Genomic DNA, 16,009 nt, shown 5'->3' with positions numbered 1-16,009 from the left:
CCCCGCTGATGAAAGAACCGCCGGCGCCGCGAGGCGCCGGCGGTCCAATTGGTCGGGCCAGCGAGATTCGAACTCACGACCTTCCGTCCCCCAGACGGACGCGCTACCAAACTGCGCTATGGCCCGCTCGACGCCGGGGTTTACGCGCGGGCGCGGCGCGAGGCAAGCGCGAATGGCGCCCGCATGACCGCGCTTCCCGAAGCCCGCGCCGGCGATCACTCCTGGCGGAGCCGGTTCCGCAGCGCTTCCAGCCGGGCCAGCGTCGCATCGACATCGGGCGCCGGCTCGGCCTCAGCCTCGGCAAGGCCGGCCACATGGCGCTGGCCGCGCTCGCGAAGAACCTTCTGCACGCCCTTGATCGTCAGCCCGTCCTCATAGAGCAATTCGCGGATGCCGCGCAGCAGCGCCACGTCCTCGGGCCGGTAATAGCGCCGGCCGCCGCCCCGCTTCATCGGCTTGATCTGGCTGAACTTGCTCTCCCAGAACCGCAGGACATGGGCCGGCGTGTCGAGAAGCTCGGCGACTTCGCTGATGGTGCGAAAGGCGTCCGCCGACTTTTCCGGCGCCCGGCTCTGCGGGGCGACGTCGCCGGGCCGCGTCCGGCGTGCGGTGGCGGTCTCGTCATGCCTCATCTATCGGGCCTCATTTATCTTGTCCTTGAGGATATGTGAGGGACGGAACACCAGCACGCGCCGGGGTTCGATCGGCACTTCCTCGCCGGTTTTCGGGTTTCGTCCGATTCGAGCGCCCTTGTCGCGCACGGCGAAGGTTCCGAATGAGGAGATCTTCACCGTCTCGCCCTCGACGATCGAGTCGGAGACATGTTGAAGTATGCTCTCCACAAGATCGGCGGACTCATTGCGCGATAATCCGACCGCCCGATAGACGGCCTCGCTGAGATCCGAGCGCGTCAGCGTCTTGCCCATAAAGCTGTCTCCCTCGCCTGGACGTCAAGAGATTGACCAAATCCATGGAGCGCCCACCGGTCGCGCCACGGGGGTAAAGGTCGCCTAACGGTGAAAGAGAGTCAATATCAATGGCTTGTAGCGGGGTCTTTCCGCAGTTGCGAAACCGTCACCAGCGCAGCAGCGCCGCGCCCCACGCGAGTCCGCCGCCGATGCCCTCCATGAGGAGGAGATCGCCCCGCTTCACGCGCCCGTCGCCGACCGCGACCGAGAGCGCGAGCGGGATCGATGCGGCGGAGGTGTTGCCGTGATCCTGCACCGTCACCACCACGCGCTCCATCGGCAGGCCGGTCTTGAGCGCGGTGCGGGCGATGATTCTCAGATTGGCCTGATGCGGCACCATCCAGTCGATGTCGTCGGCGCCGATTTCGGCGGCCTCCATCACCTGATGGGCGATATCGGCCAGCTTCACCACGGCGTGCTTGAAGACTTCCTGGCCCAGCATCCGCAGCTTTCCTGCGTCGCCGGTGGTCGAGGGGCCGCCATCGACATAGAGAAGGTCGCGCTGCGCGCCGTCCGAGCGCAGCTTGACGCCGAGAACGCCGCGATCTTCGATTCCGCCGCCGCCCGGCTCGCCGCGCAGGATGAGCGCGCCGGCGCCGTCGCCGAAAAGGACGCAGGTGCGCCGGTCGGTCCAGTCCAGAATGCGCGAGAACGTCTCCGCCCCGACCACGAGCACGGTGCGCGCCTGCCCGGTGCGGATCATCGCGTCGGCGGTCGCGAGGGCGTACATGAAGCCGGCGCAGACCGCCTGGATGTCGAATGCGAAGCCGCCGGCGCCGATGGCGTGCTGGATCTGCGTCGCGGTGGAGGGGAAGGTCGCGTCGGGCGTGGCGGTGGCGAGAATCACCGCGTCGATCTCTTCACCGCCGATTTCGGCGTTCTTCAGCGCGGCGCGGGCGGCGGCGATTCCGAGGTCGGATGTGAGCTCGCCATCGGCGGCGAAATGGCGGCGTTCGATCCCCGTGCGGGCGCGAATCCATTCGTCCGAAGTATCGAGAGTCGCCGTGAACTCCTCGTTCTCGACGACGCGCTGAGGCAGATAGTGGCCGCAGCCAATCGCGACTGCGCGCGTCTCCGTCATGCCGTGTTCATCCCCTGTCTCAGCGTCAGGCGCCATCCTGTTGTCCGGCGGCGATAGCCCGGCGCCCCTCGGGAAGCAAGGCCATGCGGTCCGCAACGCGCTGCGAGAAGCCGCTTTCGCCCATCCGAAAGGCGAGTTTCACCGCCGCCGCGACGCCGGTGGCGTCGGCGGAGCCGTGGCTTTTCACCACCGCCCCGCCGAGGCCGAGAAACACGCCGCCATTGACCCGCCGCGGGTCGATCCGTTTCTGAAGCCGGCGAAGCGAGCCATAGGCGAGCAGCGCCGCGGCGCGCGAAAGCACCGTTTTGGTGAAGGCGTCGCGCATCGCGTGATGGATCAGCCGCGCGGCGCCCTCCGCGGTTTTCAGCGCGATGTTGCCGGTGAAGCCGTCGGTGACGATCACGTCGACCCGGTCGGAGACGATATCGCCGCCCTCGACGAAGCCGACATATTCGAACTCGCCGGCCTGCGGCCCGATCTCGGCGATGAGATTCGCGGCCTCGCGAATGCCGGGGCGGCCCTTGTGATCCTCCGAGCCGACATTGAGAACGCCGACGCGCGGGCGCGCGAGATTGAAGGAGAGCCGGGCGTATTCGGCGCCCATCACGGCGAACTCCACCATCGAGCGGGCGTCCGCGCGGACATCCGCGCCGACGTCGAGCACGATGTTGTAGCCATGCGGCGCGTGGCTCGGCCAGGTGACGGCGATGGCCGGCCGGTCGACGCCGGGCGCGGTCCTGAGCCGCAGCATGGCGAGCGCCATCAGCGCGCCGGTGTTGCCGCAGCTCACGGCGACCTGCGCCTCGCCGGAGCGCACGGAATCGAGCGCGCCGAGCATCGACGTGCCGTTGGCGTGGCGGATCACATAGGACGGCTTGGCGTCCATCGGCACCACGCCTTCGGCGTGCCGGAGATCGCATGCGGAGCGGAGCGCGGCGCGACGGCGCAGCAGGCGCTCCATCTCCGCGGCGTCGCCATGCAGGATGAAACGGGCGGCGGGATTCTGACGGACAGCCTTGTTCAGTCCGGCGAGAATCGTCCCCGGGCCCCGGTCACCTCCGGTCGTATCGACGGAAATAACCGTCTGCTCGCTCATAACGCACTCGCCTTGGCGTCCGCGCGCCGGACGCGGGTGGGCGTTCTACGCCGCGTCTTCGTCGAGATCGATCTCATCGACCACCGAGACGACCTCTTTCCCGGCATAGAAGCCGCAGGCGCCGCAAATATGATGCGGGCGCTTGAGTTCGCCGCAGTTCGGACATTCGAGATGGGCCGAAGCCGTGAGCCCGTCATGACTGCGGCGCATGTTGCGCTTCGACGGGGTCTTCCGGTTTTGTGGGACCGCCATGATCCTGTTCCTTGCTCATGCCGGTCCGCGCCGGCCAGTAAAGAGACAGCGGCCACACCCCATCGGGGCGGGACCGCGGACCCTCTTGAAAACGAGAGGCGGAACATACGCGTTTTCGCGCCCGGAGCAAGCCCCGCGCACGAGCGCGTTCATTGTCGCCAAAGCCGGTCAATCGCCGCCCTCTGCGCCCCGTTTCAACACCCGGAGCGCGGCGAACGGCCGGACGTCCTCCTCGGTCAGCGGGGCGACGCCGCGCGGAGCCGACGCGCGCGGCGCGAAAACCGCGCCGGGTGCGCGCGGATAGGGGTCGAGCGCCAGCGCCAGCGTCTCCAGCGCGGCGGCGCCGAGGTCGACGCCGTCTCCGAGCGGCTCCGGCGGGTCCTCCGCTTCCGGGTCGAGGTCGATCTCGACGGCTTGCGCCGCCGCCTCCTCTTCGCTCATCGGCCTCAGCCGCCGGACGAACGGCTCGTCGATCTCGGCCGCGACCGGCTCCAGCGTCACGACACAGTTCTGCGTGGCGGAGGCGACCAGGCGGCCGTCGAGACGCCAGCCGTCACGGCCCTCGCGGGCGACCCGCGCCTCGACGCGCAGCGCCGCGAGATCGTGCAGCCCGTAAGCCTCGGCGATCGCGGCGCGTTCGGTTTCGGTCGCGCGCTCCTCGATCTCGCGCCCGTCGAGACCGGGCAGGTCGCGCAGGCTGAGGAAGCGGGGAAAAAGGTGCGATGGTTCGATCATGAGGCGCCCCTTCTGCTCCGGGCCCGCGCCATGGCGCGGCGGCCTGATGCTTGATCTTAGATCATGCGCGCGCTATCCGACACAAGAGCGGGAACGAGCATGGCACGAACACGGGAGCGAGCATGATGCGCGTGGGCGCCAGGGCGGGATCGGCCGCGATGCTGACGGCGATTGTGCTGGCGCTCGGCGCCTGCGAGCCTGTCTATGTCAACCACGGCTTCGCGCCGCAGCGCGCCGAGTTGGACAATATCGTCGCCGGCCAGGACACGCGCGGCTCGGTCATGCGCAAGCTTGGTCGGCCGTCCACCGTCAGCAGTTTCGACGCCGACACTTGGTATTTCGCCGCCTCCAAGGTCAAGAAATTCGCTTTCTACGCCCCCGAGGTGATCGACCGGAAGGTCGTCGCCGTGACGTTCAACGCGGATGGGCTGGTCACCGACGCGAAGTCCTACGGTCTGGAGGATGGCCAGATCATCGACCTCGTCACGCGCCGCACGCCAACCTATGGGCGCGAGATGACGGTCCTTCAGCAGGTCTTCGGCAATCTCGGCAAGTTCGACGCCGGGCAGGCCTTCGACCCGCTCAGCGGCGGCGGCAGTTCGGGCGACCCGCTCGGCGGCGGCTAGATCGGTTCGATTTCGGATCGACTCGGGCTTTTCCGCCGTTCCCGTGTCGCGGTCGAACGCGGGAACCGGTCCTCTGATCGCGCTTGAACCTTTGACGACCCAGGGCGAACGCCCGTCGCGCCCGCGCTTTGTCAGCGCGTGGCGCTGCGCCGCCGCCAGGCGAGCCAGATCAGCGCCCCGGCGGCGAGGGTGAGGAACGGCGCGACCGCCGCGTTCACTGCGTTCCAGCCGGTGACGACATTCCCGAAGCCGTTCAGCAGCGCGCCCGAACTGAGCGAGGCGACGGTAACGAGGCCGAAGACCAGGAAATCGTTCAGGCCCTGCAGCTTCGCGCGCTCCTCGGGTTCGTGGCTCGAGGTCAGCATGTCGGTCGCGCCGATGAACCCGAAATTCCAGCCGAGGCCGAGCAGGACGAGCGCGATGATGAAATGCCCTCCGGTCGTTCCCGAAAACGACACCAGCGCGGTGACGCCAAGGAGCGCGAGCCCGGTCGCGACGATCCGTTCCGCCCCGAACCGGGCGATCAGATGGCCGGTGAAGAAGGAGGGGGCGAACATCGCCAGCACATGCGCCATGACCACGGTTCCGGCCATGTCGGGGGAGAACCCGCAGCCGACCACCGCGAGCGGCGCCGCGGTCATCACCAGGTTCATCAGCGCGTAGGAGACCATCGCGCAGATGATCGCGGCGCGCACCCGCGGCACGGCGAGAATCTCGCGGAGCGGCCGGCCCGAGCCTTCGCTCTTCGCACGCCGGCGCGGGCGCGGAATGTCGATGAGGATGATGATCGGCCAGGCGACGAGATTCAGCGCCACCACCGTGGCGTAGGCGCCGGCGAAGGGAATCGGCGCGAGCAGGTCACGCGTCAGCGGCACGATCACCTGGGGGCCGAGCACGGCGGAAGCCAACCCCCCCGCCATCACCAGCGAGATCGCCTTGGGCCGATAGGCCGGCGAGGCGGTGTCGGCGGCGGCGAAACGGTATTGCCCCTGCGCCGCCATGTAGAGCCCGAAGAGCGCCGAGCCGATGAGGAACAGCGCGAAGGAGCCCTGGATCAGCGCCAGCGCGTTGAGCGTCGCGCCCGTCGCGCCGCCGGCGACGCCAACCATGAAGCCCGCGCGCCGGCCGAAGCGGCCCATGAGGAGCGCGATCAGCGGCGCCGCGAGCATCGAGCAGAACACCGTCGCCGAGATCGGCAGGGTGGCGAAGCTCTTGTCCGTCGCCAGCAACTGCCCGGAAAGCCCGCCGAGGACGAAATGCACCGGCATCTGTGCGCCCAGAAACGCGCTCGCCGCCGCGAGAATCACGACATTGCGGCGGGCGCGCCGGTCATCGTGCAATATCTCGGTATGGGCTTGGGTTTCTGTGGCGAGGGTCATGATGCTCTGTTTCCGTGGTCTTCGAGGGGCGACGGCGCGCCGCGTGCCACAATGCACAATCGGCCCCGCCGCACCAGACCGCGTGCGCAGATGCACTGACAAGGGGGAAGGATGCGGGGATGATGCCGTATCGGACAGGCGCCCGCGCCCAGGCGGATGGGGATGAGCTGAGGGGCGCCGGCGCGGGAGCGTCGCCTGTCCGGCCCGCGCCTCCAGCCCGATTCTGGCCGGAAGAAGGAGCGGGGCGTCCCGGAATGGCGTGAGCCCCGTTTGAGCCGCGGGCGCGCATGGACCGCCGGGAAAAGGGGCGAAGGCCGCGGCGCACTCCAGCGGCCTTCGCTTCGCGCGCCGTGCGGGGCCGGATTCAGGCCCCTATCGGCGTGCGCGGGGCTTCGACGGACGAGGACGCGATCGCGGCGATGTGCGCCGGCGTTATCAAAGGTGAACGGCGGGCCGCATGTCGGGGCCGCGCGCCTTCCGGCCCGGGCAGAGAGGCGCTCAGACGCCCGCCGCCGCGCGAAGGCCGACCCCGCCGCGCGGACGGAGCGTGAGGTTCATCGCCGGTTCGGGCGCCGGACCATCGGGCGCGAAGCGCCATTTCGCCAGCAGCGTCGCAAGGATCAGCTTCGCCTCCATCAGCGCGAAACCCATGCCGATGCAGATTCGCGGCCCGGCGCCGAAGGGGAGATACTGATAGCGGTGGCGGGATTTCGCGGCCTCCGGCGCGAAACGGTCGGGATCGAACGCGTCGGGATCGTCCCAGAGCATGTGATGGCGATGGAGCGCGTAGATCGGCAGCATCAGGATGTCGCCCGCCGCGATCGGCCGGCCGCAGAGCCGGTCGTCATCCAGCGCGATCCGCGCGAGAAAGGCGGCGGGGGGATAGAGGCGCATCGCCTCCTCCAGCACCTGTCCGACATAGGTGAGCGCGGGAAGATGCGCGGCTTCCGCCGGGCCGTCGCCGAGCGCCGCGCGCGCCTCCGTCCGCGCGCGCTCCTGCGCCGCCGGGTCGATTGCGAGCAGATAGAGCGCCCAGGAAAGCGCAAGCGCCGTCGTCTCATGCCCGGCGACGATGAAGGCGAGCATGTTGTCGCGCAATTCCGCCGGGGTCATCTTCCGCCCGCTCTCCGGATCCTCGGCGAAGCGCATGAGATCCATCAGGTCCTCGCGCGGCGGCGCATCGGCGCGCGCGGCGATGACCCGGTCCATCAGTGGGCGGAGGTCGGAGGATTTTCGCCGGAAGACCGTCGCCGGCCTCGGCACCCATGTCGGCACGGACAGCACGTCGAGCAGCGATACGCGGCCCACCGTCTCCATATAGCTGGAGATCGCGGTGGAGACGGCGTCGCGATCCAGCGTCTCGCGGCCGGAAAGGGCGACGTCGCAGATCACGTCGAAGGTGGCGGCGATCATCTGCTCATAGGCGTCGATGCGGCCGCGCGCGCTCATCTCATCGCCGATTCTTCGGGCCGAGCGCGCGGCGGCGGCGGTCATCACCGGGGCGAGGGCGACGAGGTGGCGATGCGCGAAGACCGGCGCGGCGGCGCGGCGCTGCCAGCGCCAGTGCGCGCCCTCGGCGTTGAAGAGACTGTCGCCGATGGCGGGTTTCAGGAGCCGCTTCGTGACCGGCGATTTCGGGTAGCTCTCGACCCGGTCCTTCAGGACCCGTTCCAGCGCGCCGGGGTCCATGACCATATGCCAGCGCTTCACCGTGACGCCGCTCAGCATCGGCTGGCGATAGGCGAGGGCGGGCACGATTTCGAGCACGTTGCGCCGGGCTTTTCTCACCGTCTCCATGATGGTGAGCGGACGGGTGGCGACCGCCACTCTCGGCGGCTCGATCCGGGGGGGTGCGGGGGCCGGGCCGTCCATCAGCTTCATTTAGGCGCGGCGGGCGGCGGGGGGAAGGCCCGCACGCCCGTTTCGCCGTCCGGGGTGAGCGCGTAGACGCCGCGCGCCACGCGCTGGAACCAGCCGTAATGATCGGCGCGGAAGATCGCGCCGGCGCGGGCGACGCCGGTCTCGCGTGCGGCGACCGCGGCTTTCGTCGGGCCGGCCGCCGCGAGATGCGCGGCGAGGCGAAGCGCGTCCTGCCGGTAGGCGGTGACGCGCTTTTCGCCGCTCGCGCCGCCGCGGTTCGGATCGCCCGCGCGGCGCTGGAATTCGCGCAGAAGCCGGCCGCGTCGCGCGGCGTTGCGGCGCGGCGCGTAGGGGCCCGGGTCGAGATGCGCCTCGACCGTGGGCGCGCCGCGGTCAAAGCGCACCGCGAGCAGACCGAGTCCGAGCCGGCGGCAGAGCCGCGTGATATCCTTGTAGCGAAGCCGCCAGCCCCGCGCGCCGGAGGCGGGCACCGCGAGATAGACCTGGTCGAATAGCGCCTGGCGCGCGACCCCCTGCATCACCAGCGCGAGCGAGAAGGAGAGTTTCAGCTCCACCACGACCGGCTCCTCCTCGCCGCGAACCGCAAGGACGTCGCAGGGGCCGATCTCCGCCTTCACCTCATAGCCCTGTGCTTCGAGGAAGGCTTTCACGGGCGCGTAGAGATCGGATTCGGCGGCGGGTTTCATGCGCGAAGGATAGACGCGCGCGGCGCGTTGTGAAGGCGAAATGAACGCGCGCCGCCCGCCCAAGCGGACGCGCGCGCCGCGCCGGGCGCGGGTTTCGGCGAGCGGCGCTGCCGGCGCCGGTTTCAGCCCGCGATGCGCCGTCGACGCCCGAGAAGACCGAGAAGCCCGAGCGCGCCGCCCAGGAGCGCCAGCGAGGCCGGCAGCGGGACGACCGCGTAATCATAGGTGATGGAGAACGAAATCCCGGCGTCGGTCGCTTGCGAAATGGTGATGTCGCCGCCGAAACCCGTGGCGCCGAAGGATGTCAGGGTGGCGAAGGAAAGATCGATCATCCCCGGAGCGAGAAACGCGGCGCCCGGCGTCTCGGACCCGGTCAGCATGAACGACCCGCTGACCGGAAACAGCGCCGCTGCTCCGACGCCAAGCGCGACGTCGCCGGTGCTGGCGCTTACCGTGAAATCCGGCGATGCTCCGAGGGAGAGTTCCGCGGCGTCCACGTTGAAATCGACATTGGTGAAGGCCGAGCCGGTGATCGATCCGGTCGAATCGTTTACGACCCCGAGGATGGACGCGATCGCACCGTTGATCTCCCATGATACGGCGGTGAGCGTTCCAAGGGCGGGATCGAACTTGCTTACTGAGAGAACGCCGCCGATTTCGACATCAGCCAGAGGCGCCAGATCGGAAAATGTGACCGTCGCCGCATGGGCGGGGGAAGTCAGTAACGCGCATCCAATGATTGCAGAGACAAACTTGACTGACATGATGAAACCTTCCTGATGGCGGGGTGACGCGTGATCCAGGTATTTCGGTGTCGTCTGTGAATTCGGTCTCCCGCAGTTTCTCTTCTTTGTCGCAGTCGCCTTCGGTTCCGACCCGCGCGGTTCCTGTCCGCGCAGACCGGAATTCTTAACAGAATTCGTCGCAAATATCACGCGCCGAGTGTGGCGGCGGGAGTTGGGCCGGGCGGGGGGAAACACGCGTCACACGCCGGGGGCGAAGGTTTCCGCTCGCCCCGGCGCGGGTTCCGGCCTAAACCCTGTCGGATACGGCATAACTGCGAGGAGTGACCGATGACCGCCCTTCTTTCCGATATCGACCCTGACGGATTGCTGGAATACTCCGTTGTTTTCACCGACCGGTCGCTCAATCACATGAGCGCGGCGTTCCAGACCGTGATGCGCGACATCTCCTCGACGCTGAAATCGGTCTACGCCGCCGATCATGTCGCCATCGTGCCCGGCGGCGGCACCTATGCGATGGAGTCGGTGGCGCGGATGTTCGTCGAGGGCGAAGAGGCGCTGGTGGTGCGCAATGGCCTGTTCTCCTATCGCTGGACGCAGATATTCGAGGCGGGCGGCGTCGTCGCCGGCCATGAGGTGATGAAGGCGCGCCGCGTCGGCAACGCGCCGGACGCGCCCTTCGCGCCGACGCCGGTCGACGAGGTGGTCGCGAAGATCCGCGAGACGCGGCCCGCCGCAGTCTTCGCGCCGCATGTCGAGACCGCCTCGGGCATGATCCTTCCGGACGATTACGTCGCCTCCATCGCGACGGCGACGCGCGAGGTTGGCGGGCTTTTCGTGCTCGACTGCGTCGCCTCCGGCTGCATCTGGGTCGACATGAAGGCGCTCGGCGTCGACGTGCTGATCTCGGCTCCGCAGAAGGGCTGGTCGTCGTCGCCCTCCGCCGGCCTGGTGATGATGTCGACGCGGGCGAGGGAAGAGATGAAGGGGCGCAGCTCCTCCTCCTTCGCGCTGGACCTCACGATCTGGACGAAGATCATGGAGGTTTATGAGACCGGCGGTCACGCCTATCACGCGACGATGCCGACCGACGCGCTCCGTCGCTTCCGCGACGCGATGAAGGAGGCGGAGGCCGAAGGCTTCGACAAGCTGAAAACCGCCCAGCAGGAGCTCGGGCGGCGGGTGCGCGCGAGTTTCGCGGCGCATGGCCTGAAATCGGTCGCGGCGGAAGGGTTCGAGGCGCCGGGCGTCGTCGTCGCCTTCACCAGCGATCCCGACGTGAAGTCGGGCGCGAAATTCGCGAAACACGGATATCAGGTCGCCGCCGGGGTGCCGCTGATGGTCGATGAGGGGCCGGACTACGCCAGTTTCAGGGTCGGGCTCTTCGGGCTCGACAAGCTGCGCGACGTCGACGGCGCGGTGGCGCGGCTGGATAGCGCGCTCGACAAGGTTTTCTGACCTTCGCCCGGCGCGGCGGACCGCTGGCCCGTTCTGGCTTCGCGTCTCGTCACCGGATCACGAATTTGCGGCGGGCGCGTTCGGCGACGCCTTCCCAGGTCCGCTCCGTCAGCACCCAGCGCCGCGCCGCCGCGCCGAGCGAGCGGCGGAGCGGCGCGTCGTCGACAAGGTGGGCGAGCGCGTCCGCCAGGCGGTCGCTGTCGCCCTTGGCGAAGACGCGGCCCGTCACGCCGTCTTCGACGATCTCCGTGAGCGCGGCGACGTCGGAGACGACGACCGCCCGCTCCATCGCCATGGCTTCGAGCGGTTTCAGCGGAGAGACCATTTCGGTCACCGGCAAGGGCTTGCGGGGAATGCAGACCACGTCGGTCAGCGCGTAGAGCGCGGGCACCTGAGCGTGCGGCGCGGGCGGGCGCATCACCATCCAGTCGCCAAGGCCGGTTTCCTGCGAAAGCCGTTTCAGTTCGGCGGTGAGCGCGCCGGGATCGGGACCCTGGGAGTTTTCGGCGCCGACGATCAGCAGGCGAAATTTGCGCCCGCTCCGCCTGAGCTGCGCCGCCGCGCGGATCAGGTCGTCCAGCCCTTCATAGGGTTCGAACGATCCGATGAAGCCGATGACGGGAATGTCGGGCGGCAGGCCGAGCTCGGCGCGAAGTTCGCCGTCGGGGGGCGCCGGCGCGAAGCGATCCGTATCGCAGGCGTTCGGCAGTAGCGAAATGCGCTCGGGCGCGACGCCCCGGCGCGTCAACTCCCCGGCCATGAAGCGCGTCAGCGTGAAGACATGATCCGCGGCGCGCGCGACCGCGCCTTCGAGGGCGCGGAGCTCCTCGAACCGCTTGCTCGCCGCGAACTCGGGGGAATGGGAGGCTTTGGTGATCTCCCAGAAGCCCTTGACCTCGTAATGGAACGGCGCGCCGATCCGGCGCGCGGCGATGAGGCCGGGGAGGGCGTTCCAGTAGGGAGAGGCGGCCATCACCAGTTGTGGCCGCGTCTCGACCAGCAGATCGGTGGTCGCATCGGCGGCGCGATCAAAATAATCGGGATCGGTCGGCTTGCCCGCGAAGGGAAGGCGCCGATACCGAACGCCGTCGATCTCCTCGCTCTCGGGGACCGGGGTCTCCGGCGCGAATCCGGTTCTGACCTGCGGGAATCCCGGCCGCGTCACGCAGAGCATGTCGAGCCCGCGCTTTTGCAACGCGTCGGCCAGCCCGTGCGCGCGGATCGCATAACCGCTCGATACATAGGGCAGGCTGCTTTGCAGCAGATAGGCGACGCGGCCGGGAGCGGGCGCGACGCGCCGCGACGGCGCCGCGCAGCCCAGGCGTTCGATCATGCCGAGACGGTAGGATAGCCGGCGCTTGAAATTGCTCAGCGCCTCGGCGTCGTCGCCGGCGGGCTCCGGCTCGGCTGTGGTCCCGGTCGCGAGCAACGCTTCCAGCCGAGTCGCGGCGGCATGGGCGAGCGGCGCGTTTCCGGCGTCATCGGCCGCGCGGAACAGGCGACGGCTCGTCTTGGCCGGCGCGCCGCCGCTCGTCGCCGCCACGACGAGCGGCAGGTCCGCGTCGAGGTGGCCGGCGGCGCGGATCGCCGCGGCGGCCTGCGTCACCGTCTCCAGGCGCCGCGCCTCGTTCGCGGCGAAGCGCCGGTCGATCGCCTTCAGCACGGCGTTGGCGCCGCCGCCTCGCCAGGCGTCGACCAGCATCTGAGGCGAGGGGGGCCGCACCCCGAGAACGCGCCGGATGCGCGCGATGACGCCGGCCGCGAACGGGGCGTCGCTGGTGCTGTTCGTCGGGGGCGCCGCCATCGGTCAGCTCCGGAAGGGGCCGGCGACGTCGATCGTCGCGCCGGGCCACATGCGCCGATCCAGCGCGCGGAACTCCGAATGGGAGACGAGGATAACGTGTATGTCGGCCGTTTCGATCGCGGTCTGCAGATCGCATTTTTGCGCCCGGTTCAAGCTGGGCGGGAGCGCGTCGATATGCGGCTCGACCGCGAGAACGCGGCCCGGATGACGGTCGCAGAGCTCGCGCGCGATATGCACCGCGGGGCTTTCTCGCAGATCGTCGATATCCGGTTTGAACGACAGGCCGTAGCACGCGACCGTGACATCGGACGCCCGCCCCCTGAGGCCCGCGTCGACCGTTGCGGCGATCGCGGACTCGATCTTCATCAGCACCCATCCGGGCTTGGCGTCGTTGATTTCGCGGGCGGTCCGGATGAGACGCGAGGAGCCGGGCGCGCTGCTGACGATGAACCACGGATCGACCGCGATGCAATGGCCGCCGACGCCGGCGCCCGGTTGCAGCACATTCACGCGCGGATGACGGTTCGCGAGGTTGATGAGCTCCCAGACGTCGACGCCGAGTTCGTCGCAAATCATCGACAACTCGTTCGCGAACGCGATGTTCAGGTCGCGAAAGCTGTTCTCCGTCAGCTTGGCGAGTTCGGCCGTCCGCGGCGTCGTGACGATGCATTCGCCCTCGACGACAAGGCCGTAGAGCTTCGCCGCCATCGCCGAGCACCGCGGCGTCATTCCGCCGATCAGCCGGTCGTTCTGGACGAATTCCCGCAGCACCCGGCCCGGCAGGACCCGTTCCGGGCAATGCGCGATCCGGATGTCGGAGGCTTCGCCGGCGTCCTGCGGAAAGGTGAGATCGGGGCGCGCATCGGCGAGCCAGCCGGCCATCTTCTCCGTCGTTCCGACCGGCGATGTCGATTCGAGGACGACGATGTCGCCGGGTTTCAGAACCGGGGCGATGGATGCGCTGGCCGCCTGAACGAAACTGAGATCAGGGTCCCGCGCCGCGCCGTCGGCGCCGTTCCGGAAGGGCGTCGGCACGGCGATCAGGAACGCGTCGGCCGGTTCGGGCGCGTCGGTCGCGCGCAGGAACTGATTGGCCACGACGGCCCGCACCAGGATGTCGAGCTCGGGCTCCTTGATGTGGATCTCGCCGCGATTGATCGTGGCGACCGTCTTCCTGTCGACGTCGATTCCGACGACCTTGACCTTTCTTCCGGCGAAGATCGCCGCCGTGGGCAACCCGATATAACCCAGGCCGACGACGGCGACCTTGTCGAACCCGTGATCGTCCCCTTCAGAGCGCTCTCGCGAGGAACTCGAGGATGCGGGCGCAGGCCTTTCCATCGCCATATGGGTTCTCGGCACGGCTCATCCTTTCGTAGGCGTCTTTATCAGATAGAAGAATTTCGATCTCGGCGCAGATTTTCTCGACTTCCGTCCCGACGAGTCGGACCGTCCCCGCCTCCACCGCTTCGGGCCTCTCCGTCGTCTCGCGCATCACCAGGACCGGTTTTCCAAGGGATGGGCCCTCCTCCTGAACGCCGCCTGAATCGGTGAGTATCAGATGCGCGCGATTCATCAGATAGACGAAGGCGGCATAGCCGAGCGGTTCGATCAGATACACGTTCCGCAGGTTCGAAAGGCGCGCCCTGACGGGTTTCCGGACGTTCGGGTTCAGGTGCACGGGATAGACGATATCCACGTCGGGATGCGCCTTCGCGACGCGCGTCAGCGCCTCGCATATCCGGTCGAAACCCTCGCCGAAACTCTCGCGGCGGTGCCCGGTCGCCAGGATGACGCGCCGGCCCGGGGCGAGAAAGGTGAACTCGGCCTCCAGCCGCGCCCGAAGGTCAGGCTCTTCCGCTATGCGCCGCGTCACAAGGTGAAGCGCGTCGATTACAGTGTTGCCGGTAACGGTGATGCGTTTCGCCGCCACCCCCTCTGCCAGCAGGTTGTCGCGCGCGCGCGGCGTGGGGGCGAAATGAAGCTCGGCCAGCGCGCCGGTCAGTTTCCGGTTCGCCTCCTCCGGCCACGGCGCGTAGAGATCGCCGGTGCGAAGTCCCGCCTCGACATGGCCGATCGGCGTTCTCTGATAGTAGCTCGCCAGCGATGTCGCCAAGGTGGTCGCGGTGTCGCCATGCACCAGCACGATGTCCGGCCTGTCGGTCGCGAGGACGTCGCGGACACCCTTCAGGATCGCCGCGGAGAGATCGGTCAGGTCCTGGTCAGGTGTCATCAGTTCAAGGTCGTAGTCGGGCTTCAGGTCGAACAGGCCAAGGACCTGATCCAGCATTTCCCGGTGTTGTCCCGTCACGCAGAGCCGACTGTCGAACCTGTCGTCGGCGCGGAGCGCCCGAACGAGAGGGGCCATTTTAATGGCCTCCGGGCGCGTGCCAAGAACACATAAGGTTTTCACTGAACCCGTCTCTCCCGATTGCCGTCGCCGCTTCTCAAGCGCCCTGGAACAATTGCGCGATGAGGTAATCCGGGTGTCTCTGGCTCGGCCTCAGAACCTTCTGAAGCCTGCGTTACCTTCGATTGAAATTCAGCGCAACCGGACCCCCGTCCGATCGCCCGCCGGCCCGGAGGAGGTCGCGCTCATTCGAAATATTCGGAGTGCGTGCGCTGGATCTCTTCTATGGTGGCGTCCAGCCGGGTCAGGTGAAGCCGGGTGATCGCGACGGCCTCCTCCACCGAGCCGGCCGCAAGGGCGGCGGCGAGGTTGCGGTGATCCCCCAGCAGCGTCGCCGCCTCACGCGCGCGCCCGAGGCTGAGTACGCAGAGACGGTCGACCTTCTGCTTGCATTCCCTGATTGTCTGGATCGCCAGGGGCGAGCCGCCATGTTCACAGATCAGTTCGTGGAACTGCTGATCCAGCTCGTGGAAGGTCTCGGCGACGCCCGCCGCGACCGCCTTTTCCTGGCGGTCGAGATTCCGCCTCAGGGTCTCCGCGCACCGGTCATCCCACACGGCGCAGGCGCGGCGGATCACCTCCAGTTCGACCGCGAGGCGCACAAACCGCGCATGGGTGATGCTCGCCATCGAGAAGCCGCGGACCTCGGTCGCCCGCTGGGGGCGAATGAGCAGCAGGTCCAGATTCGCCAGCCGGTTGAAGGCGTCGCGAACCGGCTGGCGCGATACGCCGAAGCGGCGCGCGATCTCGGCCTCCGAGAGTTTCGCGCCCGGCAGCAGGTTCAGCGCCACGATATCGTCGTGCAGACTGTCGAAGACCAGGTCCGTTGTGGTGCGGCGTTCAGGTAATTCAGCGATTTGCGTCATATCGCGCCTTCGTTGTTCGGGTCA

General features: G+C 68.3%; 16 protein-coding genes and 1 tRNA gene. 2 read left to right on the top strand and 15 right to left on the bottom strand.

What is annotated here, in order from left to right; genetic code table 11:
* Positions 1-49: 49 nt before the first annotated feature.
* The 7 genes from G5B40_RS06875 to G5B40_RS06845 form a co-directional block, all read right to left on the bottom strand.
* Positions 50-126: transfer RNA gene (locus G5B40_RS06875), tRNA-Pro, on the bottom strand.
* Between the two features lie 89 nt (positions 127-215).
* Positions 216-632: a MerR family transcriptional regulator gene (locus G5B40_RS06870; protein ID WP_165096709.1), complete on the bottom strand. Its 417-nt coding sequence runs from the start codon at positions 630-632 to the stop codon at positions 216-218.
* On the bottom strand, positions 633-926 hold the full coding sequence (gene ihfA, locus G5B40_RS06865; protein WP_165096706.1) for an integration host factor subunit alpha: 294 nt from the start codon (positions 924-926) through the stop codon (positions 633-635).
* A 148-nt stretch (positions 927-1,074) separates the two neighbouring features.
* The gene (locus G5B40_RS06860) at positions 1,075-2,049 is read right to left on the bottom strand and encodes a beta-ketoacyl-ACP synthase III (RefSeq protein ID WP_165096704.1); all 975 of its coding nucleotides are present in this window, start codon (positions 2,047-2,049) and stop codon (positions 1,075-1,077) included.
* Positions 2,050-2,074: 25 nt separating this feature from the next.
* Positions 2,075-3,145 carry a phosphate acyltransferase PlsX gene (plsX, locus tag G5B40_RS06855; protein ID WP_165096701.1) on the bottom strand — a complete coding sequence of 357 codons (1,071 nt, stop codon included), beginning with the start codon at positions 3,143-3,145 and terminating at the stop codon, positions 2,075-2,077.
* Between the two features lie 45 nt (positions 3,146-3,190).
* Entirely contained in the window at positions 3,191-3,397 is a 207-nt protein-coding gene (gene rpmF, locus G5B40_RS06850; RefSeq protein WP_165096698.1) for a 50S ribosomal protein L32, read from the bottom strand.
* Between the two features lie 168 nt (positions 3,398-3,565).
* A complete protein-coding gene (locus G5B40_RS06845; RefSeq protein WP_165096695.1) occupies positions 3,566-4,132 on the bottom strand; it encodes a YceD family protein in 567 nt (188 codons plus the stop codon).
* Between the two features lie 158 nt (positions 4,133-4,290).
* On the opposite strand from G5B40_RS06845, the gene G5B40_RS06840 reads away from it, so the two are divergent.
* Positions 4,291-4,758 (top strand): outer membrane protein assembly factor BamE, encoded by a 468-nt coding sequence (locus G5B40_RS06840; RefSeq protein WP_165096692.1) that lies wholly within the window; start codon positions 4,291-4,293, stop codon positions 4,756-4,758.
* Positions 4,759-4,889: 131 nt separating this feature from the next.
* On the opposite strand, the gene G5B40_RS06835 is transcribed toward G5B40_RS06840, so the two are convergent.
* The 4 genes from G5B40_RS06835 to G5B40_RS20890 form a co-directional block, all read right to left on the bottom strand.
* A complete protein-coding gene (locus G5B40_RS06835; RefSeq protein ID WP_165096689.1) occupies positions 4,890-6,137 on the bottom strand; it encodes an MFS transporter in 1,248 nt (415 codons plus the stop codon).
* A gap of 498 nt (positions 6,138-6,635) precedes the next feature.
* Positions 6,636-8,009: a cytochrome P450 gene (locus G5B40_RS06830; RefSeq protein WP_165096686.1), complete on the bottom strand. Its 1,374-nt coding sequence runs from the start codon at positions 8,007-8,009 to the stop codon at positions 6,636-6,638.
* Between the two features lie 5 nt (positions 8,010-8,014).
* On the bottom strand, positions 8,015-8,704 hold the full coding sequence (locus G5B40_RS06825; protein ID WP_165096683.1) for a DUF2161 family putative PD-(D/E)XK-type phosphodiesterase: 690 nt from the start codon (positions 8,702-8,704) through the stop codon (positions 8,015-8,017).
* A 122-nt stretch (positions 8,705-8,826) separates the two neighbouring features.
* Positions 8,827-9,468, bottom strand: a complete 642-nt coding sequence (locus tag G5B40_RS20890) for a choice-of-anchor E domain-containing protein (RefSeq protein WP_179961604.1) — start codon at positions 9,466-9,468, stop codon at positions 8,827-8,829.
* Between the two features lie 309 nt (positions 9,469-9,777).
* Here G5B40_RS20890 and G5B40_RS06815 point away from each other — a divergent pair, with 309 nt between their 5' ends.
* On the top strand, positions 9,778-10,905 hold the full coding sequence (locus G5B40_RS06815; protein WP_165096680.1) for an aminotransferase class V-fold PLP-dependent enzyme: 1,128 nt from the start codon (positions 9,778-9,780) through the stop codon (positions 10,903-10,905).
* A 49-nt stretch (positions 10,906-10,954) separates the two neighbouring features.
* Here G5B40_RS06815 and G5B40_RS06810 read toward each other — a convergent pair whose 3' ends face one another.
* From G5B40_RS06810 to G5B40_RS06795, 4 genes are all read right to left on the bottom strand, one after another.
* A complete protein-coding gene (locus G5B40_RS06810; RefSeq protein WP_165096677.1) occupies positions 10,955-12,709 on the bottom strand; it encodes a glycosyltransferase family 4 protein in 1,755 nt (584 codons plus the stop codon).
* A 3-nt stretch (positions 12,710-12,712) separates the two neighbouring features.
* The gene (gene wecC / locus G5B40_RS06805) at positions 12,713-14,071 is read right to left on the bottom strand and encodes a UDP-N-acetyl-D-mannosamine dehydrogenase (RefSeq protein ID WP_246209738.1); all 1,359 of its coding nucleotides are present in this window, start codon (positions 14,069-14,071) and stop codon (positions 12,713-12,715) included.
* Positions 14,001-15,077 (bottom strand): non-hydrolyzing UDP-N-acetylglucosamine 2-epimerase, encoded by a 1,077-nt coding sequence (gene wecB / locus G5B40_RS06800; protein WP_165096674.1) that lies wholly within the window; start codon positions 15,075-15,077, stop codon positions 14,001-14,003. The genes wecC and wecB overlap by 71 nt, the downstream gene beginning before the upstream one ends.
* A gap of 227 nt (positions 15,078-15,304) precedes the next feature.
* On the bottom strand, positions 15,305-15,985 hold the full coding sequence (locus tag G5B40_RS06795; RefSeq protein ID WP_165096671.1) for a GntR family transcriptional regulator: 681 nt from the start codon (positions 15,983-15,985) through the stop codon (positions 15,305-15,307).
* Positions 15,986-16,009: the final 24 nt, after the last annotated feature.

Source organism: Pikeienuella piscinae (genome assembly GCF_011044155.1).
In the GTDB taxonomy this organism is placed as follows: Bacteria; Pseudomonadota; Alphaproteobacteria; order Rhodobacterales; family Rhodobacteraceae; genus Pikeienuella; species Pikeienuella piscinae.
This window is presented reverse-complemented; position numbering and strand designations above follow the sequence as displayed.